This is a genomic window from Maritalea mobilis, assembly GCF_004363175.1.
GTDB lineage: Bacteria > Pseudomonadota > Alphaproteobacteria > Rhizobiales > Devosiaceae > Maritalea > Maritalea mobilis.
In genome coordinates, this window is record NZ_SNYR01000001.1 from 243,579 (window position 1) to 258,308 (window position 14,730).

General features: G+C 51.0%; 13 protein-coding genes. 8 read left to right on the forward strand and 5 right to left on the reverse strand.

All coding sequences use genetic code 11. The features are described from left to right. Position 1: 1 nt before the first annotated feature. The 3 genes from ATL17_RS01160 to uvrA form a co-directional block, all read right to left on the reverse strand. On the reverse strand, positions 2-151 hold the full coding sequence (locus ATL17_RS01160) for a DUF1127 domain-containing protein (protein WP_133570949.1): 150 nt from the start codon (positions 149-151) through the stop codon (positions 2-4). A 119-nt stretch (positions 152-270) separates the two neighbouring features. Continuing rightward, complete coding sequence (locus tag ATL17_RS16850) at positions 271-432, reverse strand: hypothetical protein (protein WP_166638849.1); 162 nt, start codon at positions 430-432, stop codon at positions 271-273. Positions 433-581: 149 nt separating this feature from the next. Continuing rightward, positions 582-3,464 (reverse strand): excinuclease ABC subunit UvrA, encoded by a 2,883-nt coding sequence (gene uvrA, locus ATL17_RS01165; protein WP_133570950.1) that lies wholly within the window; start codon positions 3,462-3,464, stop codon positions 582-584. 296 nt (positions 3,465-3,760) lie between these two features. On the opposite strand from uvrA, the gene ATL17_RS01170 reads away from it, so the two are divergent. Then, positions 3,761-4,255 carry a single-stranded DNA-binding protein gene (locus tag ATL17_RS01170; protein ID WP_133570951.1) on the forward strand — a complete coding sequence of 165 codons (495 nt, stop codon included), beginning with the start codon at positions 3,761-3,763 and terminating at the stop codon, positions 4,253-4,255. Between the two features lie 74 nt (positions 4,256-4,329). Here ATL17_RS01170 and ATL17_RS01175 read toward each other — a convergent pair whose 3' ends face one another. Both ATL17_RS01175 and ATL17_RS01180 read right to left on the reverse strand, forming a co-directional pair. Then, positions 4,330-4,866: a hypothetical protein gene (locus ATL17_RS01175; protein ID WP_133570952.1), complete on the reverse strand. Its 537-nt coding sequence runs from the start codon at positions 4,864-4,866 to the stop codon at positions 4,330-4,332. Then, entirely contained in the window at positions 4,863-7,112 is a 2,250-nt protein-coding gene (locus ATL17_RS01180; RefSeq protein ID WP_133570953.1) for an efflux RND transporter permease subunit, read from the reverse strand. Before ATL17_RS01180 ends, ATL17_RS01175 begins: the two co-directional genes overlap by 4 nt. A gap of 252 nt (positions 7,113-7,364) precedes the next feature. Here ATL17_RS01180 and gyrA point away from each other — a divergent pair, with 252 nt between their 5' ends. The 7 genes from gyrA (at position 7,365) to tgt (ending at position 14,725) form a co-directional block, all read left to right on the forward strand. Further along, complete coding sequence (gene gyrA / locus ATL17_RS01185) at positions 7,365-10,142, forward strand: DNA gyrase subunit A (protein WP_281275844.1); 2,778 nt, start codon at positions 7,365-7,367, stop codon at positions 10,140-10,142. Between the two features lie 47 nt (positions 10,143-10,189). Next, positions 10,190-10,813 carry a LysE family translocator gene (locus ATL17_RS01190; protein ID WP_133570954.1) on the forward strand — a complete coding sequence of 208 codons (624 nt, stop codon included), beginning with the start codon at positions 10,190-10,192 and terminating at the stop codon, positions 10,811-10,813. 7 nt (positions 10,814-10,820) lie between these two features. Then, on the forward strand, positions 10,821-11,315 hold the full coding sequence (gene coaD, locus ATL17_RS01195) for a pantetheine-phosphate adenylyltransferase (protein WP_133570955.1): 495 nt from the start codon (positions 10,821-10,823) through the stop codon (positions 11,313-11,315). Continuing rightward, complete coding sequence (locus ATL17_RS01200) at positions 11,312-11,953, forward strand: peptidylprolyl isomerase (protein WP_166638850.1); 642 nt, start codon at positions 11,312-11,314, stop codon at positions 11,951-11,953. The genes coaD and ATL17_RS01200 overlap by 4 nt, the downstream gene beginning before the upstream one ends. 85 nt (positions 11,954-12,038) lie before the next feature. Next, positions 12,039-12,512 (forward strand): peptidylprolyl isomerase, encoded by a 474-nt coding sequence (locus tag ATL17_RS01205; RefSeq protein ID WP_133570956.1) that lies wholly within the window; start codon positions 12,039-12,041, stop codon positions 12,510-12,512. A 6-nt stretch (positions 12,513-12,518) separates the two neighbouring features. Then, complete coding sequence (queA, locus tag ATL17_RS01210; RefSeq protein WP_133570957.1) at positions 12,519-13,592, forward strand: tRNA preQ1(34) S-adenosylmethionine ribosyltransferase-isomerase QueA; 1,074 nt, start codon at positions 12,519-12,521, stop codon at positions 13,590-13,592. Positions 13,593-13,594: 2 nt separating this feature from the next. Beyond that, positions 13,595-14,725 carry a tRNA guanosine(34) transglycosylase Tgt gene (gene tgt / locus ATL17_RS01215; protein WP_133570958.1) on the forward strand — a complete coding sequence of 377 codons (1,131 nt, stop codon included), beginning with the start codon at positions 13,595-13,597 and terminating at the stop codon, positions 14,723-14,725. Positions 14,726-14,730: the final 5 nt, after the last annotated feature.

Sequence of the window (14,730 nt, forward strand, 5' to 3'; positions counted from 1 at the left end):
ATTAGATGCGTTCAGCATGCTCACGTGCCAATGGCTGGATGTCACCGCGTGTGATGCCCAAATCGTTCAATTCACGATCATCAAGAGCGCTCAGTTCACGAACTGTTTTGCGGTATGAAGCCCAGCGGCGAAAAGTTTTACCAAAATCCATCGCTCATCTCCTTGGTTTGCGTTGGTGTGTTCCGTTTGTTGTCCTGTATATAGTCCTGCCTCTTGCGCATGAGTAGACGGTTTTTTTGCAACGCGCCTATGCATTTTTTGCAGGGCTGGTTAAGAGGTGGTTGCTTTGGCCTTATGGCCTGTATCAATTTGAATTTCAGGCTTGAACAATCCAAGGTGATCATTTTCCTTGGTCACGCTGCAATCCAGTTCCAACAAGGTCTGGCGTATATGAAACAAGTCTTTAATGGAGGTCATTAACGTGCGATGCATGGCTTTGTCCTCGGGGCAATAGTGATAAATACACCGCCAGTGTAACCGCTATTGAAAAGGCCCCAAAACGCAAAACATGCGGCCCAGATATGTGTGAGCCGCATGCAAGTCTTGTATAAGTGTCATAAACTTTTGCTAGGGTGCAGTCTTTATTCTGCTGCATCCTGCGCTGTGGGGCGACGCTCCAGCAGCTCCTTCAGAAACCGTCCTGTGTGTGAGCGTGGCTCGTCGATGATCGCCTCTGGTGGGCCTTTGGCCACCAGCTCACCACCACCATCGCCGCCTTCGGGACCAAGATCGATCACCCAGTCAGCAGTTTTCACCACTTCTAGGTTGTGCTCAATCACAACAACTGTGTTGCCCTGGTCAACCAACTCATGCAGCACCTCAAGCAATTTGGCTACATCATGGAAGTGCAAGCCAGTGGTCGGCTCGTCCAACACATAAAGCGTGCGGCCTGTTGCCCGTTTAGAAAGCTCTTTAGAGAGTTTCACCCGCTGGGCTTCACCGCCAGATAGAGTCGTCGCCTGTTGGCCGATCTTGACATAGCCGAGACCAACCCGTTGCAGCGTGATCATCTTGTCGCGAATGGCTGGCACAGCAGAGAAGAACTCGACGCCTTCATCTACAGTCATTTCCAGCACGTCAGAGATGGACTTGCCTTTAAACTGAACTTCAAGCGTTTCACGATTGTAGCGTTTACCGTGGCAAACATCACAGGTCACATAAACGTCTGGCAAGAAGTGCATTTCAATCTTCAAAACGCCATCACCCTGACACGCCTCACAGCGCCCGCCTTTCACGTTGAACGAGAAGCGGCCTGGTGCATAGCCACGCGCCTTGGCTTCTGGAAGCCCAGCAAACCATTCGCGAATTGGCGTAAAGGCCCCGGTATAGGTGGCCGGGTTAGACCGTGGAGTTCTGCCAATTGGGCTTTGGTCAATATCAATTACCTTGTCCAAAAACTCCAAGCCGAGCAATTGATCATGTGGGGCAGGTGTCAAACGTGCGCCGTTCAATTTGCGCGCAATGCCCGCATACATTGTATCCAGGATCAATGTCGACTTGCCGCCGCCGGAAACACCCGTGATCGCAACAAAGCACCCCAAAGGAATGTCTACATCAACATTCTTCAAATTGTTGCCTGTCGCCCCGGTGACAGAGATTTTGCGTGTATCGGAAATAGGACGCCGCTCCGCAGGCACTTTCACGCCCATTTTGCCCGACAAATATTGTCCAGTTAGGCTGGTCTTGTGCTTGATGATGTCTTGTGGCTTGCCCGCAGCAACAATCTGGCCACCATGTACGCCAGCGCCCGGGCCAATATCCACCACATGATCCGCAGTCAGAATAGCATCTTCATCATGTTCAACCACAATCACGGTGTTGCCCAAATCGCGCAGGCGCCGCAATGTGTCGAGCAAACGCGCATTGTCGCGTTGGTGGAGGCCGATGGACGGCTCGTCCAGCACATAAAGTACACCTGTCAAGCCTGAACCAATTTGCGACGCCAACCGAATCCGTTGGCTTTCACCGCCGGAGAGCGTGCCGGAATTGCGCGATAGGCTAAGATAATCTAGGCCCACATCCACAAGGAAGGTAAGACGATCGCGAATTTCTTTCAAAATCCGTTCGCCAATTTCCTTTTGGGTAGCGGTGAGTTTCGCTGAAATCTGATCAAACCAAATATGCGCTTCGCGGATCGATTTTTGCGACACTTCGCCAATATGCTTGCCGTCAATTTTCACCGCCAAAGCTTCAGGCTTGAGGCGGTAGCCACCGCAGGAATCACACGGCGCAGAAGACATATATTTTTCGATCTCTTCACGCATCCCAGCGCTTTCCGTCTCGCGGTAACGACGGGAAAGATTGCCCACAACCCCTTCAAACGCCTTTTGCGTTTTGTAAGAGCGCAAGCCATCATCATAAACAAATTCGATTTTTTTGCCCCCGGTACCGAACAGCACAGCTTTGCGCACATCTTCAGGTAAGTCGCGCCACGCCGTTTCCATTGAGGCGCCATACGCTTTGCAAACAGCCTGCAATGTCTGTGCGTAATAAGGGGCAGAGGTGCGCGACCATGGCGCAATGGCACCCTTTTTCAGACTCAGAGAATCGTCCGGCACCACCAAATCTTCACTGACCTTGGATTCCGCACCCAAGCCATCACATTTAGGGCAAGCGCCAAATGGGTTGTTAAACGAGAAAAGCCGCGGTTCAATCTCTGCAATTGTAAAGCCGGAAACAGGGCAGGCGAACTTTTCAGAGAACACCAATTGTTCATTTTCGCCATCGCTGCCGACAATCTCAGCAATCGCAATGCCCTCGGCCAGTTGCAACGCGGTTTCAAAGCTCTCGGCCAACCGCGCCTGCATATCGCTGGACACAACGATCCGATCGACGACCACATCAATATTATGTTTGAATTTCTTGTCGAGGGCAGGCGCGTCTGGAATTTCGTAAAACTCGCCATCAATGCGCACACGCTGAAAGCCGCGCTTCATCAAAGCAGCAAGCTCTTTCTTATATTCACCTTTCCGGCCACGCACGATTGGCGCAAGCAGATAAAGCCGTGTGCCTTCTTCAAGTGCCAGCACCTTATCGACCATCTGGGTCACTGTCTGGCTTTCAATCGGCAATCCCGTTGCAGGAGAATAGGGAATGCCCACACGCGCAAACAGCAAGCGCAAATAATCGTAAATCTCGGTTACAGTACCCACTGTAGAACGTGGGTTCTTAGACGTTGTTTTCTGCTCAATCGAAATAGCAGGAGACAAGCCATCAATCTGTTCCACATCCGGCTTTTGCATCATTTCAAGGAACTGGCGCGCATAGGCCGAAAGGCTCTCTACATAGCGGCGCTGCCCCTCCGCATAAATCGTATCAAAGGCCAAAGAAGATTTGCCCGAGCCAGAAAGCCCGGTCATCACGATCAATTCATCACGCGGCAACGTGAGATCGACAGATTTAAGATTATGTTCTTTGGCGCCACGAATAATGATTTCGCGATTGTGATGTGCCGATTTCGACATGTAGACTTCCTGCTTGTTCCTGCGGCATGAGCCAGGCTGATTGATCTGCGACGCTCAACCTAGGGTGCTTAAAAATGAATCACAAGAGTTGACTTTGCTCGATTTTATGTAGAACATAAATAGAACAAATAAATGAACGTCAAGTGGATTGTGGATGAGTGAGAAACACTTCTTCATTCTCTTGGCGTGTTGTGCACATAAACTCTACGATTAAAACGTGAAATTGGATGCACATAATTTGGTTGCACATATTGGATTGATCTCAATTCAATATGACGCCTGAAAGGGAAGAAACGATGGCAGGCAGTGTTAATAAGGTAATTTTGGTTGGTAATCTTGGTGCTGACCCCGAGGTGCGCAACACCAATGATGGTCGCCCCATCGTGAATCTGCGTATTGCGACATCTGAGCGGTGGCGCGACAAAAACTCAGGCGAACAGCGTGAGCGTACAGAATGGCACCGCGTGGTGATCTTCAATGAAGGTCTGTGCCGCGTGGCGGAACAATATCTTCGCAAAGGCTCAACTGTTTATATTGAAGGCCAGTTGCAAACCCGCAAATGGCAGGATCAGGACGGTAATGACCGTTACTCAACTGAGATCGTGTTGCAGGGCTTCAACTCAACCCTGACCATGCTTGGTGGCCGCAGCGACAATGCGGGTGACAGCAACTATGGCGGTGGCGGCGGTTCCTCATATGGCGGGAACAACAATCAAGGCGGTGGTGGTCGTCCACAAGCGAATGCTCCAGCATTTGACGCTGGCGATATGGATGATGACATTCCATTCTAAGCCGCAAGCTAAAACCTGAACATAAAAAAGGCCGCTCAATTTGAGCGGCCTTTTTGCTTGGAATTTTAAGTGCTTTAGCTCTTGGAGAACGGAATGTTCGCCGTAGACTTGCCACCGCTTTCCTTATGCAAAATATCAAACTTCACAACAATCTGGCCGTTACGGAGCTGAAGACCAACTCCAATATCAAACGCATCGTCATTCTCTGCCTTCACATTCAGCAAGGAGAAATTGAGGTTTTTGCCTGAACGACGGCCGATGGCAACGCCTTGGAAGCTCGTGTTAGAAGACATTACAGCTTCAAACCGACGATTTTTCTCAACATAAGCGACGGTGCCGCGCATCGATAAAGTTGTGCCAGCCAAAGAACACCGACCGCGCAGACCAATGCGATCTGGTCCTGTATCTGTGAAATCCATTTTGCACAAAACGGTTTCGTCTTCACCAGTGGAGGCGAGTTTAGCTTCGCCACGGCCACGCCAATTGCCAACATAGCTTTTCAGCAATTCTATATCGGCTTTGCCCGCGAAACTGGGTGTTGAAAAGCCACTGGCCAAAACAGCGCCCAAAATCAGCGCTTTAAAAGCATTCGCGATATGCTTGAAATTCATTTCGGTTGTCCTCCAAAGGATCTAAACAATCGCCCCCCGGCGATCAGCAATGAAGGCAAAATAATCAAATCGCCCAACAAAGCCAAGAAAAGAGTAAGCACGCAAAGTGCCCCAAATAGGGCGACCTGCGGCAACACTGAGAATATAACTACGGTTGTGCCCGCACAAAGGATGAGTGTGGTGGCAATCAAAGCAGGGCCAACACGTTCCAATGTCCGCATAACCGCTTCCTTGTGACCATAATTTTGATTCCGTGCACGTACATAATGGTTCATGAAATGGATCGTGTCATCCACGGCAATACCAAATGCAATCGTCAACGAAATGACAGTGGTGAGTTGAAGGCCTGCGCCTGAAACCCACAGATAAAGCTCTGTGCCCAAAATAGGCGCAAAGTTTGGAATGGTGCAGATCAGCGCAACGCGCCAAGACCGAAAAGCAATACCGATGATGAAGATCGAAATCACCACGGCGATGGTCAAGCCATCTTGCAGCCGTTGGATCATATCGACACTTTCATAGGCGGAAAGCACTCTAAACCCGGAGATGGAGGCATCGCCCAATCCAGCTTCTTTCAAAGCGGCGTCGGTTTCTTCCACCAATTCACGCACTTCTTTAGAGCCAAGCTGAGTAGGCATAAAGGCCGTGGCCATAGCCAAATCGCCTTCATCGGTGATGAAACGGCGTTTCATGAACGGGCCAACCGCATCAAAAATTTGGTCACGACTAAACCCGGCTTCGCTATAATGGTTGAAGCTGGCACCGGAGATCACTTTGCCTTTGCCGAAGATATTTTCTAAAATACCGTGAACGGTCTCAACCCGCGCAAAATCATCATCTGTGATCTGCGGGTCATTGTCCAAAAGCGGGATGGAAACGTAAAGCGGCGCCACACCGCCAACACCTTGGTCAATCGCTTCAGACGTATCCAAAGCTTCCGAGCCTTTTGGCAAAAATTGCTGGAAAGAGAAAGTGGGCTGCAATTGGAAGTGCGGATAAAGCATCAGCACAAAGGCCAGCACACCCAAAATCGCAACAGGCTTGTGTCCACGCTCCGCTAGCTTGGAGAGCGGTGGAATGATGGCAGTAAGCGCCACGCTAGGGGCCTGCTTTGGCTTATAGCCCATGCGGGTAGCTGCACGCAGTGCCAAAGGCAAAAAGGTCACTAGGGCCAAAAATGCCATCGGGATGGCGAGGGCACCAGTGATAGCAAATTCGAAAATGCCTTGCCCTGGCGCAATGCTAAGCGACAAAAACGCCACAACGGTGGTGATCGAAGTCAGCGCACAAGCTGGGCTAACGCGCACAATCGTTTCGCGGATCGCTTCTTCATGGTCCATGCCTTCACGCGATAATCGCAGCCAATGGAAACAGAAGAACATACTCTCCGCAAAGGCAATCACCAGAACGAGCGCTGTCAAAATATTGGTGAGGAAGGTGAAGGAACCGAAAATCAGCACAACGCTGCCCACCACCCAAAGAACCGAAACAAACGGGGCCAAAGTTGCCAACACCGCGCCCCAGAACGTGCGGAAGGCCAAAAATGCGGTCAAGAAGCCAAGAATAATGCCCGCAGCCGTAAATTTGACTTGGTCAGATTTACTGGCGTTCAAAAGTTCAGATTTCCAGATCGGCGGGCCTGTCAGTTCAATTTGATAACGCGGATCATCATAAAAACTGATCATTTCTCGCAGCTCTGCGATCATACGTGCTTCGCCGTCACCTTTCAGCATGTCCGGGTTGGGGAACATCAGCATCACAAAGCCGGTGAGATCTTCGACGATAAGGTTGCGCATCATCGGGTCATTTTGGCGCAAATCATTCAGCGCAGCGGCTACTTCTTCGGCACTGGCCATATCTTCCGGCACAGCAGGGCGCGTGATCCCATCTTCTTCAGCAGGTTTGCGCAAAGAGAACGGAGAAAGCGTGCCGCTGGCAAAGCTGTTCAACTCGAGCTCCAGCGCCAGTTCGCGCATGGTTTCAATCACTTCTGGATCAGTAAGCTGATCAGATTTGACCAAAATGTAAGCATCATTCTCAAAAGTGCCGAACCGTTCGCCCAACTCCACATAGGTGTCGTAATATTCGCCTGAATTCTTATAAAGCCGCAGCAAATCGCCATCGATGGTGATGCGTGGCACTTGTGCCAGGCAAAGCAGAGTAAATGCGATGAGAACCGCAGTGACAATTTTAGGATATTTCAGGGTGATAAGGCCGATACGCTCGAGGCCAAAACCGATTGACAATGTACAACACTCCAATAGTGGCAGCAGCGACTTAGCTGCAGGCGGCAAGTCTTTGTTCTGGTTTTTTGCGGAGAATTAAGCAGATTCTGATTTAAATTGCCACGATATTGCCAAGTTTGCGTTAAATTCGGCGTAAAAAACGCCAAAATCCGGCCTTCTTATGTGTACAAGCGTGCAATCTGAATGGTGTTCTGTTGCGGAATCACTTAAGAACAGAGGGTTAACGCACACGCAACAGCAATAAGAACAGCCGTGACTGATACGCCCAACGATCAAACACCAGAAAATGAACCCAATTCAGATATCTCTTTGATCTCTGTCACTGATGAGATGCGCCGCTCTTATCTTGATTACGCGATGAGCGTGATCGTGAGCCGGGCGCTGCCAGATGTGCGCGATGGGTTGAAGCCTGTGCACCGTCGAATTCTCTATTCGATGCACGAAAATGGCTATGAGTGGAACAAGCAATATCGTAAGTCGGCCCGTGTGGTCGGTGACGTAATCGGTAAATATCACCCACACGGTGATACTGCCGTTTATCACGCACTTGTGCGGATGGCGCAGGAATTTTCCATGCGCTTGCCACTGATTGATGGCCAAGGCAACTTCGGCTCCATCGATGGGGACATGCCGGCCGCCATGCGTTACACCGAAGTGCGCATGGAACGCGTTTCCACCGCCATATTGGAAGATATTGATAAAGACACTGTCGATTTCCGCGACAACTACGATAATACAGAGAGCGAGCCGACCATCCTGCCGGCGCGCTTCCCGAACCTGTTGGTCAACGGTTCAGGTGGTATTGCCGTTGGTATGGCGACAAACATTCCAAGCCACAATTTGAGTGAAGTGATCAACGCTGCAATCGCTTTGATGGACAATTCAGAGATCACAACTGAAGAATTGATGGAAATTATGCCAGGGCCGGATTTCCCGACCGCGGGCATTATTCTTGGTCGTTCCGGCATTCGCTCTGCTTATGAAACGGGCCGTGGCTCTGTTTTGATGCGCGGCAAAGTGGGCGTTGAAGAAATCCGTAAAGACCGCGAAGCGCTGATCATCACCGAAATTCCATATCAGGTGAACAAGGCCTCCATGATCGAAAAGATCGCGGAATTGGTGCGCGACAAGCGCATCGAAGGCATTTCTGATATTCGCGACGAGTCAGACCGTGAAGGTATGCGCGTTGTGATCGAGCTGAAGCGCGACGCAGTGCCAGACATTGTGTTGAACCAGCTTTATAAATATTCGCCGCTGCAAACCTCGTTTGGCTGTAACTTTGTTGCCTTGAATGGTGGCAAGCCAGAACAAATGAGCCTGCGTGACATTTTGAGCGCCTTTATCGACTTCCGTGAGGAAGTGGTGACGCGCCGCGCCAAGTTCTTGCTGAACAAAGCACGTGACCGTGCGCACGTTTTGGTGGGCTTGGTGATCGCTGTTGCCAACGTTGACGAAGTGATCCAGCTTATCCGCACAGCGCCCGATCCTGCCACTGCGCGTGCGCGTTTGTTGGAGCGCGCATGGCCTGCGCGTGATGTGGAAGCTTTGATCAAGTTGATCGATGACCCACGCCACACCGTCAATGAAGATGGCACATATTATCTGTCAGAAGAGCAGGTGAAAGCCATTCTCGATTTGCGCTTGCAACGTTTGACAGCGCTTGGTCGTGACGAAATTGGCGACGAATTGAACAAATTGGGCACCGAGATCGAAGATTATCTCGACATTTTACGGTCTAAAGAGCGCGTTGTTGAGATTATCCGCGAAGAGATGCTCGAAGTGCGTGATCGTTACGGCACTGAACGCCGGACTGAGATTGTGGACGCCGTTGGCGATGTTGATGATGAAGATTTGATCGCACGCGAAGATATGGTGGTCACCGTTTCTCACGGTGGTTACATCAAGCGCGTGCCGCTTTCGACCTATCGTGCCCAACGCCGTGGCGGCAAAGGCCGTTCCGGCATGGCCACACGTGATGAAGACTTTGTGGCGCGTCTGTTTGTGGCAAACACCCACACGCCGGTTCTGTTCTTCACCAGCCGTGGCATTGTGTACAAGCTGAAAGTGTGGCGCTTGCCCGTTGGCGCAGCCAACTCACGCGGCAAGGCATTGGTGAATATTTTGCCGCTACAAGAAGGCGAACACATCACCTCCATCATGCCGTTGCCGGAAGATGAAGGCACTTGGCAGGATTTGGACATCATGTTCTCCACCAAGCGCGGCACAGTGCGTCGTAACTCATTGGCTGATTTTATCAATGTGAATCGCAACGGTAAGATTGCCATGAAGCTGGAAGATGGTGATGGCATTGTTGACGTGGAAACCTGTTCTGCTGACGACAATGTGTTGCTCACCACCGCATTGGGCCAGGCTATGCGCTTCTCAGTGGATGATGTGCGCGTCTTCACCAGCCGGAACTCAGTCGGCGTGCGTGGCATTCGCCTTGCAGATGGCGACGAAGTGATCGCTATGTCCATCATTCGCCACCTCGACGCTTCACCAGAAGAACGCGCAGCTTATCTAAAGCTGCGTCGTTTGATGGATGGTGATGCAGAAGAGGGCGCTGAGCTTGATGAAGAGTTGAGTGTGGGCGATGTGGAAATGTCGTCCGAACGCTATGCAGAAATGAGCGCAGCTGAGCAATTCATTCTCGCCATCTCTGAAAATGGTTACGGCAAGCGGACCTCTGCTTACGAATATCGTAAAACAGGCCGTGGCGGTAAAGGCATCACCGCAATGGCTATGAGCGAGCGTAACGGCAAGATTGTCGCTTCCTTCCCAGTGGAAAATGACGATCAGATTATGCTCGTCACCAATGGCGGCAAGCTGATCCGCGTGCCTGTCGATGGCATCCGCATTGCTGGTCGGGCAACGCAAGGGGTAACCGTGCTGTCCACCGCCAAAGATGAGCATGTCGTGTCCGTTGAGCGAATTTCCGAACCCGAAGCCGATGAAGGCGAGGAGGGGGATGAGATCGCAGGTGATGGCGCCCCACCAACTTCCGGTGGCGATCAGCCAGAAAATGAATAATAATAAAAGGCCGAGATTTTCTCGGCCTTTTTCTTTGGGAGGATTTCATGCTTGATAGCACCATGCTTTTGGCTTTTGTCACGGCCTGTTTCTTTCTGGCCATTGTGCCGGGCCCAACCATCACCATCATTGTCGCAAACGCACTTTCTCGCGGGTTGCGCGGCGGCTTTGGCACCATCTTGGGCGCACAGATCGCGGTGCTTTTGATGGTCAGCATCGTTGCACTTGGCTTAGAGGCGGTCATCGCCATCATGGGCAATGCTTTTGTATGGTTGAAAATGCTTGGTGCAGCCTATTTGATCTATTTGGGCATCAAGATGGTGCGCAACAAATCAGGCTTGAAATTTGAATCTGACCGAGTGGATGGACGCGGATTTATCGAATATGTGGTGCAGGGCTTTCTGGTCACCATGGCCAACCCCAAAGCCTTGCTGTTTTTGGGGGCATTTCTGCCACAATTTATCAATACTGCTCAGCCCGTGGCGCCACAAATTATGGTCTTAGGACTCATCACTGTGTCCTTTTTTGCCACCATTGATAGTTGTTATGCCCTTGCGGCCAGCAAGGCGCGTAACCTATTGTCAAAACAGCGTGTCGCTTTGCTGAATAAAATGAGCGGCGGCTTTCTTATCGTTGGCGGTGCCTGGTTGGCGCTGCAGCAAAAAGGTTGAGGCACTTATGGCGGAAAAAAGAACAGGCTTTTACCCCGGATCATTTGATCCCATCACCAACGGACATATCGATGTCATTGAGCGGGCATGTCGCTTGGTGGATCGGCTCATTGTTGGCGTGGGTGTGCATCACGGCAAATCGCCGATCCTCACAGGGGACGAACGGCTAACATTGCTGCAACAAGCCATCACGCCGATTGCCAAACGTAACGATGTGACCATTGAAATTGCTCAATTTGATGGCTTGATGATCCATGCTGCACGTAATTTGCACGCAAATATCATCATTCGCGGCTTGCGTGACACCACCGATTATAATTATGAGATGCAAATGGTAGGTATGAACGCGCAAATGGCACCAGACCTGCAAACAGTGTTTGTGCCATCAAGCCCACATGTTCGGCATATTTCTGCAACATTGGTGCGTCAAATCTCTCAGATGGGCGGTGACATCACGGCCTTTGTTCCCAACGCAGTTCTAAATGTATTGAAGAGTAAATGACTGAAAATAATAACAAAACCAAAGCCTTTGCGATGCTGGGCGTTGCCTTTGTGGGCGTATTTGCCTTTGCAGCCTATAGTGAGTTGACTAAAGCGCCGGCCCAGGCGGCTTCTTCCGCACAAGCGCAATCCTATCCAGCGTGCGAAACACCTGCCGCGCCAGAAGGCGTTGAAACAGTGGCCATGGAAATGGAACTGAAAACCGGTACAGTTGCGTTTGAATTGCGCCCAGATTTGGCACCAAAGCATGTCGAACGCATAACAACATTGGCCAAAGAAGGCTTTTACGACAATGTGGTGTTCCACCGCGTGATCGAAGGCTTTATGGCCCAAACGGGCGACCCAACCGGCACTGGCATGGGCGGCTCAAGCTATGATGATTTGCCCGCCGAATTCACCGACACAAATTATCAGTGCGGCACATTGGGCATGGCGCGCAGCCAAAACCCAAACTCTGCCAACTCACAATTCTTCATCACCTTTGAAGATGCTGAGTTCTTGAATGGCCAATACACCGTATTTGGCTATGTCACAGACGGCATGGAACATATTCACCAAATTAAAAAAGGTGACCCAAATCGCAATGGGATGGTCGTAGAGCCAGATAAAATTGTTTCATTTCGCGTGAAAGACCAGTAAAACCCATCTCGAATAGCGGCGGATATCTTGTCCGCCGCATATGAAAATGACCGAACAACGCCTTCTGTGCGTTGAGGAGAACAAAATGGTTGATATTAAAGATCCTGAAAACACATTGCTTTTGGAAACAACTAAAGGCAGCGTGACCATCGAGTTGTTGCCACAAGTTGCGCCAAAGCATGTTGAGCGCATCAAAGAATTGGCACGCGAAAAATTCTATGACGGGATCGTATTTCACCGTGTGATTGAAGGCTTTATGGCTCAGGCTGGCTGCCCAAATGGCACCGGTACTGGCGGTTCAGACAAGCCAGATTTGCCACAAGAGTTCAACGACACACCACACAAGCGCGGCACATGTTCAATGGCCCGCACAATGGACCCGAACTCAGCCAACTCACAATTCTTCATCTGCTTTGACGATCAGTCATTCCTTGACGGCCAATACACTGTTTGGGGTCAAGTGATTGACGGCATGGATGCAGTTGATCAGTTGAAGCGCGGTGAGCCTGTGGCCAACCCAGATAGCATCGTTTCCATGCGCGTGGCTGCAGATCAGTAAGCCTTTATGCGCGTAGACGAGTTCGACTTTACATTGCCGGACGATCTTGTGGCACTGCATCCTGCGGTGCCACGTGATTCTGCACGTATGCTTGTGGTCAATCCAGCTACAGACCTGCAGGACCGTTCGGTCTCCGAACTAACTGATTTTCTAACCGAAAATGATGTTTTGGTGGTCAACAACACTAAAGTGTTGCCCGCTGAACTTGTCGGCACCCGCACACGCGGCGAGGCGGTAGCGAAAATCTCCGTCAATCTGCATAAACGTGTCGACCCGCAACAATGGCGGGCCTTTGCGCGTCCAGCCAAAAAATTAGCAATCGGCGACCAAGTCGAGTTTTTGCGCGAAAGCGTAGACCCGTTGCGCGCCGAAGTGGTGGAAAAAGCCGATGCGGGCGAAGTGCAGCTTAAATTCGCCGAAAAAGGTGCTGAACTGGACGAGGCGATCAAAGCCCGCGGAGCCATGCCACTGCCGCCCTATATCGGCGCAAAGCGTGATCATGAAGATCAAGACGATACGGACTATCAAACCATCTATGCCAAGCATGATGGTGCGGTCGCAGCACCCACTGCTGGCTTGCACTTCACGGATCGTTTGCTGGACGCTATCCGCGCCAAAGGCGTGAAGATTGAAGAGGTCACATTGCATGTTGGGGCAGGGACATTTCTGCCCGTTAAAGTGGACGACACAGAAGACCACAAAATGCACGCAGAATGGGGTGAAATCACCTCATCGACCATCGAGACCATCAATGAGGCAAAAGCCAAGGGCGGACGCGTGATTGCTGTGGGCACCACCAGTCTGCGCCTGTTGGAAAGCGCTTCAATGGATGGCGAGCTAAAGCCATTCTGTGGTGAAACAGATATTTTCATCACACCGGGCTATCAATTTAATGCAGTGGATGTGTTGATGACCAACTTCCACTTGCCAAAATCTACACTTTTTATGCTGGTTTCGGCCTTTTCTGGCTTTGAGACCATGCAAAAGGCCTATAAACACGCCATCGACAGCAAATATCGCTTCTATTCATTCGGCGATGCCTCTTTGTTGTTTCGTGCTGATTTGGCGGCCAAGGATTAAGAATGACCCAAGACTTTGCTTTTGAACTGAAATCGAAAAGCAATGGCGCGCGCCTCGGCGAAATTTCAACGCCACGCGGCGAAATCCGCACGCCTGCCTTTATGCCTGTCGGCACCGCCGCCACGGTGAAGGGCATGTATCCTGATCAAGTGCGTGAACTTGGCGCAGACATTATTCTGGGCAACACCTATCACTTGATGTTGCGCCCCGGCGCAGAGCGCGTGGCGCACTTGGGTGGCCTGCACAAATTTGCCAATTGGTCTCGCCCCATCCTCACGGATTCTGGCGGCTTTCAGGTGATGAGCCTCGCCAAATTGCGCAAGCTGGACGAACACGGCGTGTCGTTCAAATCGCATATTGATGGCTCCAAACACATGCTCACACCTGAACGTTCAATTGAAATCCAAACCCTGTTGGGTGCGGATATTCAAATGCAGCTCGACGAGTGTGTCGCCTTGCCATCGACGCGCGAAGATATTCAACGCGCCATGGAATTGTCTGTCCGTTGGGCCGAGCGGTCCAAAAATGCATTCGGCACCCAGCCGGGCCGGGCGCTGTTTGGCATTGTCCAAGGTGGCGACCAAGAAGATTTACGCCTGCGCTCTGCGCAAGCGCTTACCGAAATTGGTTTCAAAGGCTACGCTGTCGGTGGCCTTGCTGTGGGTGAACCGCAAGAAACCATGTTTGAGGTGTTGGACTACACAACACCTGCTTTGCCTCAAGATCGACCACGCTATTTGATGGGCGTGGGCAAGCCGGACGATTTGCTCGGCGCGGTCAAACGCGGCATTGATATGTTCGATTGCGTGCACCCTACACGCGCCGGACGCCACGGTCATGCCTATACCAAATATGGTGTGATCAACCTCAAAAATGCGCGTCATAAAGACGATGCACGTCCCTTGGATGAAACCTCGTCCAATCCCAACTGTCAGATTTATCAGCGGGCCTATTTGCACCATCTTATTCGTGCCAACGAGATGTTGGGCGCGATGATTTTGTCGCAGATCAATTTGGCTTATTATCAAACTTTGATGCAAGGTATGCGCGATGCAATTGCCGAGGATCGGTTTGATGATTTCGCAGCCGAAACCCGCGAAGGTTGGGCGAAAGGTGATATTCCACCTCTATAATTAAA